This window comes from Pseudomonas baltica (assembly GCF_031880315.1).
GTDB lineage: Bacteria > Pseudomonadota > Gammaproteobacteria > Pseudomonadales > Pseudomonadaceae > Aquipseudomonas.
The window spans coordinates 1,894,106-1,911,697 of sequence record NZ_CP134771.1 but is presented as its reverse complement, the minus strand read 5'-3'; the positions used below and the strand labels follow the sequence as shown (position 1 = coordinate 1,911,697).

Genomic DNA, 17,592 nt, shown 5'->3' with positions numbered 1-17,592 from the left:
CAATCACCGCGCCGCGCTGACCCCATCCAGGGTCGAGAACGAGGTGTCCTTGGCGGTCAGCAAAAAGTCGCGCATGTATGGCGCATCGAGCATGTCGGTGCGCACCGCCGCATACAATGTCGCGAACAGGCCCTTGTCGCCCAGGCGCTTGGCCTTCACATAGCCGCGCGAGCTGTATTCGTGCAGTGCCCAATGCGGCATGCCGCACACGCCGCGACCGCTGGCCACCAGCTGCATCATCATCACCGTCAGCTCGGCCGTGCGCACTTGCCCGGGTTCGACGTCGGCAGGCTCAAGGAACCGCGTGAAGATATCCAGGCGATCCCGTTCCACGGGATAAGTGATCAGCGTCTCGCTGGCCAGGTCCTCGGGCACGATAAACGGCTTGGTGGCCAACGGGTGCTGGTTGGCCACCGCCAGCATGGCCTCGTACGTGAACAGTGGCACGTAGGTGATACCGGCCAGTTCCACCGGGTCGGAAGTCACCACCAGGTCCAGGTCGCCGCGGGCCAGGGCTGGGAGCGGCGCGAAGGCGAAACCCGAGGCCAGATCGAGCTCGACCTCGGGCCAGGCGTCGCGAAATTGATCGATGGTCGGCATCAGCCACTGGAAGCAACTGTGGCACTCGATCGCCATGTGCAGGCGTCCGGCGGTGCCGCCCGCGAGCCGCGCGATATCCCGTTCAGCGCCGCGTAGCAAGGGCAACGCAGCATCGGCCAGTTGCAGCAGGCGCAGGCCGGCGCTGGTAAAACGGATGGGCTTGGTCTTGCGCATGAATAGCGGCATGCCCAGGCGCTCCTCCAGCTCCTTGAACTGATGAGACAACGCCGACTGTGTCAGATGCAGGCGCTCGGCGGCTTCAACCAGGCTATCGGACTCGCGCAGGGCGTGCAGGGTCTTGAGGTGACGAATTTCCAGCACCGTCGTGCTCCATGAATGATACTTGTGATGAAAGCGAATTTATTGAGTTTGTCTCATGTTGCCTTCCCTGTCGACAATGGCGCCATCTTTTACAGGGAGCACACACCTCATGGCATTGGCCCACAACCTCGGATTTCCGCGCATCGGCGCCGACCGCGAACTCAAGAAAGCCCAAGAGGCCTATTGGAAGGGCGATCTCGACCAGGCCAGCCTGCACGCCGTCGGCCGTGAACTGCGTGCTCGCCACTGGCAAGTGCAAAAGGATGCAGGCATCGAGTTGCTGCCTGTAGGGGATTTCGCCTGGTACGACCAGGTTCTCGGCCACTCGCTGGCCCTGGGTGTCATCCCTGAACGTTTCGCCACGCTCAAGGGTGCCGACGGCCGGCCGACCCTCGATACGCTGTTCGCCATGGCCCGTGGCGCCAGCACCTGCTGCGCAGGTGAAGCGGGCAAGGGCCAATACGCTCAGGAACTCACCAAGTGGTTCGACACCAACTATCACTACCTGGTCCCGGAATTCAGCGCGCAGCAGCGCTTTGTGCTCAGTTGGGATCAACTCTTCGAGGAGGTCGACGAAGCGCTGGCGCTGGGCCACAAGGTCAAACCGGTGCTGATCGGCCCGCTGACCTACTTGTGGCTGGGCAAGGCCAAGGGCGCTGAATTCGACAAACTCGACCTGCTCGAGCGCCTGCTGCCGGTATATGGCGAGATCCTCAGCCGGCTGGCTCGCCAAGGCGTGGAATGGGTGCAGATCGACGAGCCGATTCTTGGCCTCGACCTGCCGCAGGAATGGAAAAACGCCTTCGAGCGCGCCTATCACATCCTCCAGTACTCGCCGCTCAAAAAGCTCATCGCCACCTACTTCAGCGGCCTCGAAGACAACCTGGGGCTCGCCGCCGGGCTTCCGGTGGACGGCCTGCACGTCGATCTGGTGCGGGCCGCCGAGCAACTGCCGGCGGTGCTTGATCGCCTGCCCAGCTATAAAGTGCTGTCGCTGGGTGTGGTCAATGGCCGTAACGTCTGGCGCTGCGACCTGGACCAGGCCCTGGGGCTGTTGCAGCAGGCTGCCCAGCGTTTCGGCAACAATCTGTGGGTGGCGGGCTCCTGCTCGTTGCTGCACAGCCCGGTCGATCTGGGGCGTGAAGACAAGCTCGACGCCGAGCTCAAGGGCTGGCTCGCCTTTGCCGTGCAAAAGTGTGGCGAAATCGCCGTGCTGGCTCAGGCCTTGGACTCGCCACACGCGCCGCACGTGCAGCAAGCCCTGAACGCCAGCCGCGCTGTGCAGCGCAGCCGTGCGCAATCGGCCCGTATTCACAAGCCTGAAGTACAGGCACGGTTGCAAGCGGTGACCGCCGCCGATAGCCAGCGCCAGTCGCCCTTCGCCCAGCGTATCGAGGCGCAGCGTGCGCGCCTGCACTTGCCGGCCTTCCCGACCACCACCATCGGCTCGTTCCCGCAGACCTCGGCCATCCGCCTGGCGCGCCAGGCGTTCAAGCAAGGCAAGCTGTCGGCCAACGATTACACCGACGCGATGCACAGCGAGATCCGCCACGCGGTGCAGGTCCAGGAGCGCCTGGGCCTGGATGTGCTGGTGCATGGCGAGGCCGAGCGCAACGACATGGTCGAATATTTCGCCGAGCAACTGGACGGCTATCTGTTCACCCGTTTCGGCTGGGTGCAGAGCTACGGCTCGCGTTGCGTCAAGCCGGCGATCATCTACGGTGACCTGAGCCGCCCGCAGCCCATGACCGTGGCCTGGATCGAATACGCCCAGCGCCAGACCGACAAGGTCATGAAGGGCATGCTGACCGGCCCCGTGACGCTGCTGATGTGGTCGTTCCCGCGCGAAGATGTGTCCCGCCAGGTGCAGGCGCAACAGCTGGCGCTGGCGATTCGTGACGAGGTGGTGGACCTGGAGCGGGCCGGCATCAAAATCGTGCAGATCGACGAGGCGGCCTTTCGTGAAGGCTTGCCGCTGCGGCGTGCGCAATGGCAGGCCTATCTGGATTGGGCGGTAGAGGCGTTCCGGTTATGCGCCAGCGGCGTGCGTGACGACACGCAGATCCACACGCACATGTGCTACAGCGAATTCAACGACGTGATCCAGGCGATCGCGGCTATGGACGCCGATGTGATCACTATCGAGACTTCGCGTTCGGACATGGAACTGCTGGAGGCGTTCGAAGCGTTCGACTATCCGAACGATATCGGCCCCGGTGTCTACGATATTCACTCGCCACAGGTGCCGGACACGGCCGAGATGGTCAACCTGCTGAGCAAGGCGGCCACACGTATCCCCGCCGAGCGGCTGTGGGTCAACCCGGACTGCGGGCTCAAGACGCGTGCCTGGCCCGAGACCGAAGCGGCGTTGCTGAACATGGTGGCGGCGGCGCGGCAATTGCGCAGCCAGCTGGCGTGAGGGAGTGGCCCTGGTGCTGCCACCAGGGCCGTGGTGTCACAGATCGGCGAAGTGGCGCGTGGCCAATGGACGGCCGATGTTACCTCGCCAGATCGGCTCGGCATCGATGCCCTCGGCTACCTGCGCAGCTTGCCACTTGAGGCCCTTGTAGCGCTGCTCGGGAAGCTTCAGGTGGGCCTTGGTGAACTGCTCGAAGCTGGCATTCCTGCTACCGAAGTGGAAGTGCGCGAACCACAGACTTCGCGCCGGAACGGTGCGCACATCGCGTACTTCGTACTCCTGAATGAAGTCCGCACGATTGTCGGCGTCGCGCGGCAGCTCTCGGCGCGGATCGATCCGTACGATCTGCACTTGATCGTGGCTGAGCAGATAGTCCAGGTAACCTTCGGTCGGTGTCTTGCTGGCGAAGCATTGCGCGATGCGCAGCGCCGTGCCCTTGGCATACAGCTCGGTGGCTCGGTCGCGCAGTGTCGCCACCAGTGGATCGTCAGCATTCAGGCGCTCCAGATTCGTGGCGCGTTGCTCCAGGTCCCGGGCCTTGATGCTCATCATGTCCTCAAGGTCCTGAGGCGACGCATTGCGGCGCGCGTGACCCTCGATGTTGTCGATGAACCGCGCCAGCCCATCCAGCCGGCGCTGGGCCTCTGCCTGCAGGTCCGGCAGATTTTGCCGAGCAGGCGCAGGGGCCTGTCGCTCCAGTCGCGCCCGCCCGGGGGACTCTATGATCAGCACTTCGGTTTCGCCATTGGCGCCGGTGATGGTTATGCGCTGGCGCGGGCTGTCGGGGTGCTCGACGATACCTGAAACCCAGCCGACGTCCTGAACTTCGTACAAGCGCCGGACCACCGGCACGCGCGGGTTGCCTGGACGCAAGGATTCGCCTCGCCCCGGCAGCTTGCGAATGCCGTCATGAGCGAGGGTTGTCAGCTCCTGCAGGGCGTTGAGCAAGGGCTCGACGTGCACAGTGTCGAACAGCGCCGGGTAAGTCGCGAGCCAGACATTCAATGCGGTTCGATACTGGCGGTAGGTCTGGATACACTGCTCCAGCACCTGGCGGCGTCTCTCGACGTTCGGCGCAGGCGTTACGTCCGGCAGGCTCAGTTGTGTATCGAGTGCACGCTCCACACCGTTGCGATGGGGCTTCATTTCATTGATCAAGGCAAACCAGTCGGCCGACGCGGGCATGTCATAGCGGTTGATCGCTTCCAGGTATTGCTGTGCCTTGTGCACGTTCATGATGCACGGATTGTGTTTCACCCTGACGGCAGTGGCGTCGTTGATCACCCCGCTGCGGTGGCGCGCGACGGTCACCCGGGCCTCCCATTCGTTCATTTGCGCCATGCGCGCTTCCATGGCCACGGCGTCCTGCGCCAGGCCGATGCGGACCTGCTTGCGTCGCGCCCACAAGGCCATGTGGGCGCGCACATGGGCGACGCCAAAGGGCAGGGTCGCGGACTCGGCGCGGATCTCGTCAAGCTGGTCGTAGCGACGGTTGATCGAATGCTTGAGGGCATACACGTCTTGCTCGGTACGCTGCACGATGGTGGCTGCCAGCGAGCTCAGATCTTCGCGGGCTTTACGCGCGTTGGTACCGGTCAGGGTGGGCTCGACTTCAAGCAGTTTGCCGTGAGTCTGCTTGGCGGTATCGAGCAGCTTGAGTGATTGCGCGTTGAATTGCGCGCGCATTGCGCCGCGGTCCGCCGGGCTGGCACGCTCCATTCGCTCTCTGAGGGCGATCAAAGCGCGGGTCTGGCTCTGCACCTGATCTTTGCTGCTCTCCACCGCGTCGAGCAATACGCGGCGGCGATGCTCCAGTCGGTTAGTCAGCCAGTCCGGCAGGTAGCCGCGAATCGGGGCAGGCCAAAGCGGTTCCAGGCCATCGGCCAGATGTCCCAGCACACCGCCCCCGCCGGCAAGGCCGCCATTGACCAATTTGCCATACACCGCGCCGTGGGTATTCCACTGGCCGCTTTCATCCAGGGTGATGGGTTGCTGGTAGGTTTTGCTGGAGCTGCCTTTGAGGCGCCAGGTGCGTGGGCTGTCGTGCAGGGTGACTGCGTAGACGTGCCCTTGGCTGATGACGAAATCGCCCTGCGGGTGTCGGTAGACAGCGCGATAGATGCCGCTATTGGCGGGTTCGAGCCCCGATAGATTGATCGAGCCGTTGTACTCATAGCCTTCGAAGCGCCGCGCCGGTTGCGCTGCGCTGCTGGACAGGTAGCGTCGGTGCAGCAGGCTTGGCTGGCGAGCCAGGCCTTGCAGTTGGCGTTGGCGCGTGGCACCCCGAACATTGGCTATGCCGGCCCCGGGAAGCAGATCCATCGCGGCATCGATAAGCGACAGCATGACCGATTCGAACTGTTCGAGCCCCTCGTACAGGTCTTTGCGCAGCAGCGCCTTGATGCTTTGATCAAGCGCCTTGAAACCGTCGTAAAGACCCACCGCCGTGCCCACGAACGGCACCATGCCCAACGCCATCTTGATGTAGTGAAAGACGTTTTCGCTGGCCAGTGCGAACTGCTGCAGATACAACGCGTCGTTGCTGCGAGACGTACGCCGGTGCGTTTCGATCATCTGGCCCATGTGCGCGTCGAGCAAATGGTTGGCCAGCGAAGTAGTGTGTGGCCACGGCAACCCGGCATCGATCATCTGCCAGTAATTGCGCTCGTGGGCCTGGCGCAGGCGGCTCAAGTGCGCGGCCCGGTCGCCGCGCAGCGCACGATCGGCCAGATACTCGGCGATCTGCGCGTCGAGGGTGAGCTGGAACAGCCCCTCGCGTGCCTCGTCCAGACTGGCGTAGTGGCGCAAATAGACGCCCGTGGGATCGTCCGGCAAGTAGATCAGTGTCTGCCCGCTGTTTTGCTCCTCGATAAAGGTGACGCCCGAAAGGGTTGCGGTGAGTTCGCCAGTGTCCACGCCCCCGGCGCTGAAGAGCGCGGCCCGCAGCACGATACGTTTGCCGTCGACCTGCCAGGCCCGTGGCGAATCGGCATCGATGGCGATGTCCAGAATCGCCTTGGCGCGAGTGTCGAGCAAGCCCCGTTGGCTGGCGTAGACGCTTTGCATTTGCAGCGCCAGTTGAATCGGCTTGCGTAGACATTCACGGCGGTACTGATGCTTGAACTCTGGCTCGCCGGCCGTGCCCATGAAGGTTGCGCGGATAAGCGCCGTATAGGCTGCGGACAAATCCAGGGCCGTGACCAGGGTCTGCAGGTAGTGGTAGGTAAACCCTGCCAGCAGCAGCCCGCGTCCACCTTCATTACCACCGCTCACGTGCAGCTCGACGAAGGTATAGCGGTCGCGCAGGTCATCGTCGATATTGGCCAGGGCCAGTTGTTCCAGGGTGAAGGTGGTGCGTTTGTCGCTGGGACGCAGCACGGTCTTGCTCGGTACACCAGGCGCGCCTGAACCCTGAATCGGATCGCGTACTCGATGGACCGAGTCCGGCAGGTCGAGGCTGAGGGTGTAATCACCCGTCACGCCGAAGTCGGCGCGCAGGCGTTGCTGGATACGGGCGCGGGTAAAGTCTTCACGCAGCGGTATATCCCCTTCGAGCAACGATTGAGCGCGCTGCACCGCTGGCACATAGTGCTGGATGAGCGTCTTTAGCCGGTGGCGGTAGGCCTGTGGCAAGGTGGCGAGCCAGCCCGGCAGTTGCGCGTGCAGCGCGCTGCTGCGATTGAGCTCCAGCAGTTGCGCATAGGCTGTCTCGCGGGCTTGATGGTGCGGCACCCGCAATGCGTGTACGGTTTTTTCCACCAGGCCGTGCAACGCTTGCGCTTGCTCGGCCGCTCGAGTGGCGCTGGGGTACTGCTTCAACAACCGTGCGGCTCGGAGCTCGCAGCGGTGCAGTTGATTCTGCAGCCCGTAGGCCAGGGCGTCGCCGCTCAGAGGGGTCAGGGTGAGGGTATGCCGATCATCGTCGTCGAGCGATGGCTTAAGCAACATTTGCTCGAGTGCGGCGTACGAGGCGAAACGTTGCAAGCCGCCATCGACACCAGGCCAGTACAGCAGCAGGCTGCCGTTCGCGGTGGTGTCATCGAGCACGTCCTGGCGAGTGATCACCAGGACGCCGTCCAGTTCGCGGGAGCGGCGCGCCCCCCCGGTTTCCGTCATGGACACCGACACCGTGGCGGCGACCACTGAGTTGTCCAGACGGTGAAGGGCGACCGGAGCGTCCAGCACGCTGATGATCATCGCCGCCTCGGCGCTATCCAGCTGCTTCAGCGCTTGCTGGATTTCGGCCTCGGCGCGCAGGCCCGCCAGGCGTGCGGCGTAGAGCTCGTCGTAGGCGGCGTTGGGTAGTTGGCGCAGGCTGTAAAGGTCCTGCGGGGTCTGCGCCTGCACCAAGGTGCGCGCTGCGGTCAGTGCGGCGAGCTGCTGGGTGCTCAAGGCGTCGATGGCGCGCTTGAGCGTCAGCAGGTTCGGATCATCGGCATCGCCTTGGTAATCGGTGCCAAGCAGCGCCTCGAAGGCATCGCGTTGCTGGATGATCGAGGCCTGCCGAGCGGCAAAGTCGAGGTCGGCGTAGAGCTGGCCGAACGGGCTGGCGGCGCCCTGCCGATCCTCAGCGTCGGGCAGTTGCGGGGCTGGGGCGAGCAAGCTCTGGCTGCTGCGGGATGCGTCGAAGCTATCGGCGGCGGCCAATGCCTCGCGGGCACTTTGCGGGAGCGGTAAATCGTTATGGCGGTAGAGGCTGTTGATCAGGTTGTTGCGCAGGCAGTTGACCAGCTCCTTGAACAGCGGCGCAATCCCGTGCTCCTGCTGGCCATAGCCAATGCTGTCCACTGCCGAAAATACCTGCGACGCATCGGGCCACAGGCGATGTTTGTTTTCGAGCAGCCAGGCCTCCAGTGCATTGCGATCGGCGAACAGCGACAGGGCCGGCGCCTGGCCGGGAAGGAAGAGCAATTGCTGGGTGGGCTCATGGCCGTCGTGGGTAATCACCAGGGCCCCTGGCAGTCGCTGTGAGCCAGCCCCCCAAGGCAACAGGGTGATGGTCTCGATATAGACGTGTTCATTATCGAGCAGCGGTTCGCTGTCGCCTGCTTCCAGCACGGCCAGTAGCGGCTTGAGTTCGGCGGCGGTCAGCGCCCCTTGGGCGTAGCTCAGTTGATAGGCGCAGTGCAGGTGTGTCTTGAAGTGCCTGGCGGCGAGATCCCGCCGAGCGTGTGGCGTGCCCGGCGCCCTGGCATTCCAGTAGGCATCCCACTGGCTTGTCACGAAGGCTTGGGGGGCGAGTGCCTTGAGTCGCTGCGCCAGTTCAAGGGCCGTTTTGCCGTGCAAGGGGTGTTGATCCGCAACTCCGCTGACTGCTGCATCGAGGTTCAGCGCGCTCAGGTCAGGCTGCTGAATCACCAAGGCGCAGAGTTCGAGCAAGCTGACGAATTGTTCGCTGGGGGTTTGATCCTCGACGTCGAGCGGGCCGGCGGGGTAGGTCAGGCCGACCTGATCTCCATCCAGGGCCAACTGGGCGTGGAGCAATTGGCGCAGTGAGGCCCTTGCACCGGGGGCGGCGCCTACCAGGTCGAGCAGCTGTTGGCGGCATTCCGTCCATTGCCTGGAGGCACTGAGAAACAGGCTGGGATCCTTGATCGGGCCGGGGCCGGCGTCGAACGGGCGTGCAGGAAGCGTTGAGTCGATGGAATCTGTCATGGTTTACCTCTCCATTGGCGTGAAGCCGGCGCGGTCAGCCCTTGCCGGGTCGTGGCGCAATTAGAGAGGTACAACGGTGCGTGCAGGTTTTACATATGTAGGGATCGATACACGCGGGATAGTCGCTAGCCCAGGCCGTACTTCTTGACCTTGTCGAACAGCGTGGTCTTGGCCATGCCCAGCTCCTGGCTGGCCTGGCTCTGATTGCCGCCACTGCGTTGCAGGGCTTCGCTCAGCAGGTTGCGTTCGAAGGCCTCCACCGCCTCGGTGAAATTCAGCGGTTGCTGCAGGGCGTCGCTGGCGCTCTTCTTGAACGCCGGCAGCCCCAGGGCATGACGCTCGGCGACGTTACGCAGTTCGCGCACGTTGCCGGGCCAGTCGTGGCTCATCAGACGCGACACCGTGCTGGCCTCCAGCGGTGCCGGCTCACGGTCGAAGCGCAGGGCCGATAACTGCAAAAAGTGCTCGAACAGCATGAGGATGTCCTCGCGGCGCTCGCGCAATGGCGGCAGCTCCAGGGTCACCACGTTGAGCCGGTAATACAGGTCGCTGCGAAATTGGTTTTGCTGGCTCAGCGCTTCGAGGTCGGATTTGGTCGCGGCGATGACCCGGCAATCAACCGCGATGGTCTGGTTCGAGCCCAGGCGTTCGAGGGTCCGTTCCTGCAGGACGCGCAACAGCTTGATCTGCATCGACATCGGCATGCTCTCGATCTCGTCGAGGAACAGCGTGCCCTGGTCGGCGTGTTCGATCTTGCCGATACGGCGCTTGCCGGCACCGGTAAAGGCATTGGCTTCATGGCCGAAAATCTCGCTGTCGAACAGGCTCTCGGGCAAGCCGCCGCAATTGAGCGCGACGAAGGCGTTGGTCTGGCGTCGGCTGAAATCATGCAGGCAGCGCGCAACCAGCTCCTTGCCGGTGCCGGTTTCGCCTTCGATCAGCACGTTGGCCGAGGTGTCGCCGACGTTGGCGATCAGTTCGCGCAGGTTCGCCATCGCCGGCGAGCGCCCGATGATGCGCGTCTCCAGCGCCGAGCGCCCCGCCAGTTGGCGCCGCAGGGAGGTGACTTCTCGCGCCAGACCGCGATGCTCCAGCGCGCGGCGCACCACATCGACCAGCCGCTCTGGCGAAAAAGGCTTTTCCATGAAGTCGTAGGCGCCGGCGCGCATGGCACCCACCGCCATGGAGATGTCGCCGTGGCCGGTGATCAAGACGATCGGCAGGCTCGGGTCGCGGGCTTTCAACTGGTCGAGCAGCTGCAGGCCATCGATGCCGGGCAGGCGGATATCGCTGACGACGATGCCGGCGAAATCCTCGCCGATTCGTGCCAGGGCCTCTTCGGCGCTGCCGACACCTTCGCTGACGATGTCTTCAAGGGCCAAGGCCTGCTGGCAGCCCAGCAACACATGGGGATCATCTTCGACGATCAAAACGCTCAAGGGTGGGTTCATGCTGAGGGGCTCGCTGATAGGGGTGCGCTCAGGGGCAGGCTGAGGATAAACACGGTGCCGTCGGGGCCGGAGCTTTCCATCCCCAGATGCCCACTGGCGGCAGCGGCGAGGCTGGCCGAGAGGGTCAGGCCAAGGCCCAGGCCGAGGTCGCCCGGCTTGGTGGTGAAAAACGGTTCGAACAGGTGCTCGCGGGCATCCGCGGTAATGCCATGGCCGTTGTCGCGCACCCGCAGGCGATATTTGCCCGGTGGCTGTTGCTCATCCAGTTCACCGCTCAGCCACAGTTGCGGCTGGGCCTGGCTGTGCATGGCGTCCAGGGCGTTGCCGATCAGGTTGACGAGAATCTGCTCGAGGCGGGTCTGATCGATGGGCAGTTGTGCTGCGGCGACGTCGCGGTGTACTTGCACGCCTTGCAAGCGGGCCTCCAGCAATTGCAGGGCGGCATCGACCGCGCCGTTCAGGGACGCCTGGCCCTGGTCATCGCCGCGTCGGGCGAAGGCGCGCAGGCTGGCGGTGATGCGGCCCATGCGGTCGATCAGATCGTTCATGGTGCGCAGATTGGTGCTGGCGGTCTCCAGCGCGCCGCGCTCGAGAAAGCGCACCGTGTTGCCCGACAGCGTGCGCAGCGCCGCCAATGGCTGGTTGAGCTCGTGGGCGATGCTGGTGGACATCTGCCCGATGGCCGCTAGCTTGCCGGCCTGCACCAGTTCGTCCTGAGCCTTGCGCAGGGTGTCTTCGGCCTGGCGTCGTTCGCGGATCTGGCCCTTGAGCCGTTCGTTGCTGGCACGCAGGTCGCTGGTGCGTTCGGTGATCCGTCGTTCCAGCAGGTTATTGGCTTCCTCGAGTGCCTCGCGGGCGGCCAGGCGCGTGGCGATGACCTTGCGCCGCTCGTTCCAGGCGATCATCAAGATGGTGCACAGGGCGAAGGCCACCGCCACCAGCACGCCGTGGATGATGGCTTCGCGGCGCTGATCCTGCAGGGGCGTGAGCAAGGTGAACTGCCAGCGCGAGCTGTTCAGCGGCTGGCTTTGCGCAAGATACGCGGTGTTGCCATGCAGCCCGTTGTTGCTCGGGAAGGTCAGTTTTTCGATGCCGTCGGTCAGGGTTTCCCGGGCCAGCGGTTGCAGCTCCGAAAACGGCGTCCAGTAGTACTGCAGGCTGCGGGCCAGGCGCTCCTTGGTTTCGGGGGAGAGCGGGCGGGTCGACTTGAGCCGGCGCTCAGGATCGCTGGAGAGAATGATGATGCCGTTCTCGTCGCTGACGAAGGTTTCCAGGTGGGCCCGTTGCCACAGGGATTCCAGCGCTTGCAGCTGGACCTTGATCACCGCAACGCCGATGATCCGGCCATTCAGTTCCAGGCCGTGGGCCAGGTAGTAGCCGGGTTCGCCCGAGGTGCTGCCGATCCCGTAGAAGCGTCCTTGCAGGCCGCGGATGGCGTCCTGGAAATAGGGGCGAAAGGCCAGGTCTTCGCCGACATAGCTGTCGCTGTCGCGCCAATTGCTGCTGGCCTGCACCCGGCCGCTGGTGTCGAGCACGTAAATGGCACGGCTGTTACTGCGCCGATTGAGGCCGTCGAGGTACACGTTGACCGGCTCGCGGTGGGCCGAGTCCGGGTGGGCGAGCAGGGCCGACACGGTATTCTCCAGCTCCAGCAGGCTGGGCAGATAGGTGTAGCGGTTGATTTCGCTTTCCACCGCCCGCGCTTGCAATTCCAGCTGGCGCTGGCCGTTTTCGCTGAGGCTGCGGATGCCGGCGCGATCACTGATCCAGAAGCCGAGGTAACCCAAACCGATCATCAGGGCGACCAGCAAGGGAGGCAGGAACACTTGGCGGATCAGTCGGGGTTTCACGGCGAGATCTGGCGGCGCAGCGCGAAATTGGGAGGGAGCGCATTTCATCACAGTCGCCTTGGGCCGACCAGCGTCCTGCGCCCGACGGGCGGGCACAGAAACGGTATGGCGATGCATCAGTGTTGCAGGATTTTCGCCAGGAACTGCTGGGCACGGTCGGAGCGCGCGGTGACATCGCCGAAAAACTCTTCCTTCTGGCAGTCTTCGACGATCTGTCCCTGGTCCATGAAGATCACCCGATTGGCGACCTTGCGGGCGAAGCCCATTTCGTGGGTCACGCACATCATGGTCATGCCTTCATGGGCGAGTTGCACCATGACGTCGAGCACTTCGTTGACCATTTCCGGATCGAGTGCCGAGGTCGGCTCGTCGAACAGCATCACCACCGGGTCCATCGCCAGCGCACGGGCAATCGCTACACGCTGCTGCTGACCGCCCGACAGTTGCCCAGGGTGCTTGTGGGCATGGGCCTTGAGGCCGACGCGGTCGAGCAGCTGCAGGCCCTTTTGCGTGGCCTCTTCCTTGCTGCGGCCCAGCACCTTGATCTGTGCGATGGTGAGGTTTTCGGTGATGGTCAGGTGCGGGAACAGCTCGAAGTGCTGGAACACCATACCCACCCGAGAACGCAGCTTGGGCAGGTTGGTCTTGGGGTCGGCGATCGAGGTGCCGTCGACCACGATGTCACCCTTCTGGAAGGGCTCCAGGGCGTTGACGCATTTGATCAAGGTCGACTTGCCCGAACCCGACGGCCCGCAGACCACCACCACTTCGCCTTTTTTGACCTCGGTGCTGCACTCGGTCAGCACCTGGAAGTCGCCATACCACTTGTTGATGTTCTTGATGGAAATCATACGGCCAACCTTTTCTGCAGACGTTTGACCAGCAGCGACACGCTGAAGCTGATCACGAAGTACACCAGGCCTGCGAACAACAGGAACTCATTGGCCTGGCCAATGATGTCGCCATTGGCGCGGGCAGCATTGAGAAAGTCCACCAGGCCGACGGTGTAGACCAGCGAGGTGTCCTGGAACAGGATGATACTTTGCTGCAACAGCAACGGCGTCATCTTGCGGAATGCCTGGGGCAGGATGATCAGGCGCATGGTCTGCCCGTAGGTCATGCCCAGCGCCTGGGCCGCGCCCATCTGGCCCTTGGCGATCGACTGCACGCCGGCGCGCACGATCTCGCAGAAGTACGCGGCCTCGAACATCATGAACGCCACGACGCAGGAGGTGAACGCGCCCACCGGGGTGTCCTGGCCGGTGATCCAGCGCAGCACGAACGGCACTGCCAGGTAGAACCAGGTGATCACCAGCAGCAGCGGGATGGAGCGGAAGTAGTTGACGTAAGCGCCGGCAATGCGCGACAGCAGCTTGCTCGGCGACAAACGCATCAGCGCCAGCAAGGTGCCGAGGACGATACCGCCGACGATGCCCATGACCATGAGCTGCAAGGTCATCAGCATGCCGTTCCACAGGCCGGGCAGGGCGGGAATGATGCCACTGAAGTCCATTATTTGCCCCCCAGGGAGATCAGCCCGGGCACCGCGACTTTCTTCTCGATCAGGCGCATCAGCAGCATCAGGCTCATGTTCAAGGTGAAGTAGATCAGCGTCGCCAGGGTGAAGGCTTCGAACAGGTTGGCCGAGAACTCGGCGGTCTGCTTGGTTTGTGCCAGCAGTTCCATGAGGCCGATCAACGAGGCCACCGAGGAATTCTTGAAGACATTGAGAAACTCCGACGTCAGCGGCGGAATGATCACCCGGTAGGCCTGTGGCAGCAGTACGTTCCAGTAGATCTGCGGCAGGCGAAAGCCCATCGCGCGGGCAGCGGATTCCTGGCCACGGGGCAGGGCTTCGATGCCGGTGCGCACTTGTTCGCAGACCCGCGCGGCGGTGAACAGCCCCAGGCACACGACCACGCTGAGGAACGCCGAAGTGGTCGGGTTGAGGTCCTGCTTGTACCACTCCTGCAGGTTGGCAGGCAGCAAATCGGGCACCAGGAAGTACCAGATGAACAGCTGCACGAGCAGCGGCACATTGCGAAAAAGTTCGACGTAGGCGCTGGCAATTCCGGCTACCCAGCGGTTGGGCAGCGTACGCATCACGCCCAGCAGCGAGCCCAGCACCAGCGCGATCAGCCAGGCGACGATGCTGATGCCGATGGTCCAGCCCAGGCCGGCGACATACCAATCGAGGTAGATTTCGCTGCCGACGCCGGTGGATTTGAAGAACACGCTCCAATCCCAGTTGTAATTCATCAGGGTCTCCCCTCTGTAGCGAGCCACGGTTGCTCGCTGGCCCGCGATGGCGGGCCAGTGAGGTCAGTCAGTTGTTACTGCTTTTTGTCCGGGGCGGGCTGGTCGCTGGGGTTGGCGATCAGTTGCTTGAGCTCGTCGCTCATCGGGAAGTTCAGGTTCAGGCCCTTGGGTGGGATCGGCTGGGTGAACCATTTGCTGTAGATGCCGTTGATATCGCCCGAGGCGAAAGTGGCCTTGATGGCGTCGTCCACGGCTTTTTTGAATGGCTCGTCGCCCTTGCGCATCATGCAGCCGTAGATTTCATAGGACTGCGCGGTGCCGGTGACGGCCCAGTCGGTGGGCTTCTTGGCCTTGGCCATTTCGCCGGCCAGCAAGGCGTCGTCCATCATGAAGGCCACGGCGCGGCCTGATTCGAGCATCTGGAACGATTCGCCATGGTCCTTGGCCGAGATGATGTTCATGCCCATCTGCTTGTCGGCGTTCATCGACTTGAGGATGCGTTCAGAGGTAGTGCCGGCGGTGGTCACCACGTTCTTGCCCTTGAGGTCGTCGAAATCCTTGTAGTCCGAGCCTTGCTTGGACAGCAAACGTGTACCGATCTCGAAGATGCCTACCGAGAACGCCACTTGCTGTGCGCGTTCGGCGTTGTTGGTGGTGGAACCGCACTCGAGATCGACAGTGCCGTTCTGCACCAGCGGGATACGCGTCTGGGAGGTGACCAGGTTGTAGTTGACCTTCAGGTCCGGCATGTCCAGGTCTTTCTTCAGGGCGTCGACGATTTTGAGCTGGATGTCGTGGGAGTAGCCAACGGGTTTGCCCGAGGCATCGGCGATGTAGGAAAACGGAATGGACGCATCGCGGTGGCCCAGGGTGATGGTCCCGGATTCCTTGATCTTTTTCAGGGTGCCGGTGAGCTCGGCGGCGAATACGGGGGTGCTGATCAGTGCGGCGGTAATGGCAACGCCCAACAGGTGGGGAACGATACGCATCGACTACTCCTCGAACTTTGTTTTTTTTATGGAGCCCGCAGGCTCGCTCGAACGAACGCCTGATGAGGCATTCGATGAGAAGGGTAGAGCAGAAGTCGTGCCAGCCTGCGTGTTGACGTTTTTACTACTGATTTATAAGGATTTTTTGCGGGTGGGGGAGATAGGGCGCAAATGTGATGTACGGTTTTTCGAATGCTTGGCTAACAAGGATTCGGAAATCCGAACGGGGTTGATAGCCTGTTTGCGAGCAGAGCCCGCTCCCACAGGTGCGTGAATCTGTGGGAGCGGACATGCCCGCGAAGGCATCGGCTCAGGCGGCGACGGTACCGCTGGCCAGCTTGGCCTTGTCCAGGTAGCGCGCCAGATTGGCCTGCTCTTCCGGGGTGGTGAACAGGCCGAGCTTGGTGCGGCGCCAGAGGATGTCATAGGCCTCGCAAGCCCATTCCTGGCTGCGCAGGTAATCGACTTCGCGGGTATACAGACCGCCCCCCAGATGTTCGCCCAGATCGTTCAGCCCCTGCACGCCCTCGAGCAGCTGCCAGACGCGGCTGCCATAGGTGATCGACCAGCGCTGGGCAAGGCCTGCGGGCAACCAGCCGAAGCGGTTCTCGAGGGTCTGCGCCAGCGCCTGCGGGGTGGTCATGTCTTCGCCGCCAGGCAGCGTTGCCTTCGCGGTCCAGGGTGCGGTCATCTGCTTGAAGAACGGTGCCAACTGGGCCATGGCCGACTCGGCGAGCTTGCGGTAGGTGGTCAGCTTGCCGCCGAACACCGACAGCAACGGGGCCTCTTGCGCCGAGCCGCTGAGCGACAAGGTGTAGTCGCGAGTAATGGCCGACGGATTGTCGGACTCGTCGTTGCACAGTGGGCGCACGCCGGAGTAGGTGGTGATGATGTCGTCGCGGGTCAGCTGCTTCTTGAAGTGTGCATTGACCACGTTGAGCACGTAGTCGGTCTCCTCCTCGGTGACGGTGACCTTGGACGGATCACCGCTGTATTCGCGGTCGGTGGTGCCGAGGATGGTGAAGCGCTGCAGGTAAGGAATGGCGAAAACGATGCGCTGATCCTCGTTCTGCAAGATGAAGGCGTTTTCGCCTTCGTAAAGCCTGGGCACGATCAGGTGGCTGCCCTGAATCAGGCGGATACCGTACGCAGACTCCAACTTGAGGTCTTCGCGAATGAACTTGGCAACCCATGGCCCGCCGGCATTGACCAGCGCCTTGGCGGTGATGGAGAAGCGCGAGCCATCGGCGCGCTCCAGTTGCACCAGCCACTGGCCGCCGACGCGCTGAGCGCTCAGGCAGCGGGTGCGAGTATGGATATGTGCGCCGTTTTCACGGGCGGCAATGGCGTTGAGCACCACCAAGCGGGCGTCATCGACCCAGCAATCGGAGTATTCGAAACCGCGGCTGATCACGGGCTTGAGCGGGCTGTCGGCGCCGAAACGCAGGCTGCGCGAGGCTGGCAGCTTCTCACGCTTGCCCAAGTGGTCATAGAGGAACAGGCCGGCGCGGATCATCCAGGCCGGGCGCAGGTGCGGGCGGTGCGGCAGCACGAAGCGCATAGGCTTGACGATGTGCGGCGCCTTGGCCAGCAACACTTCACGCTCGGCCAGCGCCTCGCGCACCAGGCGGAATTCGTAATGTTCGAGGTAACGCAGGCCGCCGTGGATCAGCTTGCTGCTGGCCGACGACGTGTGGCTGGCGAGGTCGTCCTTCTCGCACAGGAATACCGACAGTCCGCGGCCGGAAGCGTCCGCAGCAATACCGACACCATTGATGCCGCCACCGATCACGGCAACGTCGTAAACCTCGGCCAGCGGTGGGGTGGTCACGGTTGAATGGGGCATCGGGCGGCCTCCTGAGCATATGTGGCGCAAATTATTAGAGTGATTTCGAACATTCATGTTCGATTTCGAAAATACTAGCGCAATACCGAAGGCGTATCCAGTCGAATTCGATTGAATTTATGCAGGAGTGGGCTAAAGAAAGGAACATTAACGAACATTCAGCGGGGGCGAGAGGGCGGGCCCCCGATTTCATTACCGAAGC

10 protein-coding genes are annotated in these 17,592 nt (G+C 63.1%); 1 reads left to right on the top strand and 9 read right to left on the bottom strand.

Annotated features, from left to right (window positions below; all coding sequences use genetic code 11):
- Nucleotides 1–3 precede the first annotated feature (3 nt).
- Nucleotides 4–921 carry a transcriptional regulator MetR gene (gene metR / locus REH34_RS08350; RefSeq protein ID WP_226505035.1) on the bottom strand — a complete coding sequence of 306 codons (918 nt, stop codon included), beginning with the start codon at nt 919–921 and terminating at the stop codon, nt 4–6.
- 109 nt (nt 922–1,030) lie between these two features.
- On the opposite strand from metR, the gene metE reads away from it, so the two are divergent.
- Entirely contained in the window at nt 1,031–3,340 is a 2,310-nt protein-coding gene (gene metE / locus REH34_RS08345) for a 5-methyltetrahydropteroyltriglutamate--homocysteine S-methyltransferase (protein ID WP_311971359.1), read from the top strand.
- Nucleotides 3,341–3,376: 36 nt separating this feature from the next.
- Here metE and REH34_RS08340 read toward each other — a convergent pair whose 3' ends face one another.
- From REH34_RS08340 to glpD, 8 genes are all read right to left on the bottom strand, one after another.
- On the bottom strand, nt 3,377–8,995 hold the full coding sequence (locus REH34_RS08340; RefSeq protein ID WP_311971358.1) for a dermonecrotic toxin domain-containing protein: 5,619 nt from the start codon (nt 8,993–8,995) through the stop codon (nt 3,377–3,379).
- 125 nt (nt 8,996–9,120) lie between these two features.
- Nucleotides 9,121–10,446, bottom strand: coding sequence for a sigma-54 dependent transcriptional regulator (locus REH34_RS08335; protein ID WP_311971357.1), 1,326 nt, complete (start codon nt 10,444–10,446; stop codon nt 9,121–9,123).
- On the bottom strand, nt 10,443–12,344 hold the full coding sequence (locus REH34_RS08330) for an ATP-binding protein (protein ID WP_311971356.1): 1,902 nt from the start codon (nt 12,342–12,344) through the stop codon (nt 10,443–10,445). The genes REH34_RS08335 and REH34_RS08330 overlap by 4 nt, the downstream gene beginning before the upstream one ends.
- 68 nt (nt 12,345–12,412) lie before the next feature.
- Nucleotides 12,413–13,147: an amino acid ABC transporter ATP-binding protein gene (locus REH34_RS08325; protein ID WP_226505040.1), complete on the bottom strand. Its 735-nt coding sequence runs from the start codon at nt 13,145–13,147 to the stop codon at nt 12,413–12,415.
- A complete protein-coding gene (locus REH34_RS08320; RefSeq protein WP_226505325.1) occupies nt 13,144–13,812 on the bottom strand; it encodes an amino acid ABC transporter permease in 669 nt (222 codons plus the stop codon). The genes REH34_RS08325 and REH34_RS08320 overlap by 4 nt, the downstream gene beginning before the upstream one ends.
- Nucleotides 13,809–14,555: an amino acid ABC transporter permease gene (locus REH34_RS08315; RefSeq protein WP_226505041.1), complete on the bottom strand. Its 747-nt coding sequence runs from the start codon at nt 14,553–14,555 to the stop codon at nt 13,809–13,811. The genes REH34_RS08320 and REH34_RS08315 overlap by 4 nt, the downstream gene beginning before the upstream one ends.
- A 74-nt stretch (nt 14,556–14,629) precedes the next feature.
- On the bottom strand, nt 14,630–15,544 hold the full coding sequence (locus tag REH34_RS08310; RefSeq protein ID WP_226505042.1) for a glutamate/aspartate ABC transporter substrate-binding protein: 915 nt from the start codon (nt 15,542–15,544) through the stop codon (nt 14,630–14,632).
- A 310-nt stretch (nt 15,545–15,854) separates the two neighbouring features.
- Entirely contained in the window at nt 15,855–17,390 is a 1,536-nt protein-coding gene (gene glpD, locus REH34_RS08305) for a glycerol-3-phosphate dehydrogenase (RefSeq protein WP_311971355.1), read from the bottom strand.
- Nucleotides 17,391–17,592 lie beyond the last annotated feature (202 nt).

Coding starts and splice junctions, on each gene's coding strand:
- REH34_RS08330 (WP_311971356.1), bottom strand. CDS start 12,344: ATGAAATGCGCTCCCTCCCAATTTCGCGCTGCGCCGCCAGATCTCGCC.
- REH34_RS08335 (WP_311971357.1), bottom strand. CDS start 10,446: ATGAACCCACCCTTGAGCGTTTTGATCGTCGAAGATGATCCCCATGTG.
- REH34_RS08340 (WP_311971358.1), bottom strand. CDS start 8,995: ATGACAGATTCCATCGACTCAACGCTTCCTGCACGCCCGTTCGACGCC.
- REH34_RS08310 (WP_226505042.1), bottom strand. CDS start 15,544: ATGCGTATCGTTCCCCACCTGTTGGGCGTTGCCATTACCGCCGCACTG.
- metE (WP_311971359.1), top strand. CDS start 1,031: ATGGCATTGGCCCACAACCTCGGATTTCCGCGCATCGGCGCCGACCGC.
- REH34_RS08325 (WP_226505040.1), bottom strand. CDS start 13,147: ATGATTTCCATCAAGAACATCAACAAGTGGTATGGCGACTTCCAGGTG.
- glpD (WP_311971355.1), bottom strand. CDS start 17,390: ATGCCCCATTCAACCGTGACCACCCCACCGCTGGCCGAGGTTTACGAC.
- REH34_RS08315 (WP_226505041.1), bottom strand. CDS start 14,555: ATGAATTACAACTGGGATTGGAGCGTGTTCTTCAAATCCACCGGCGTC.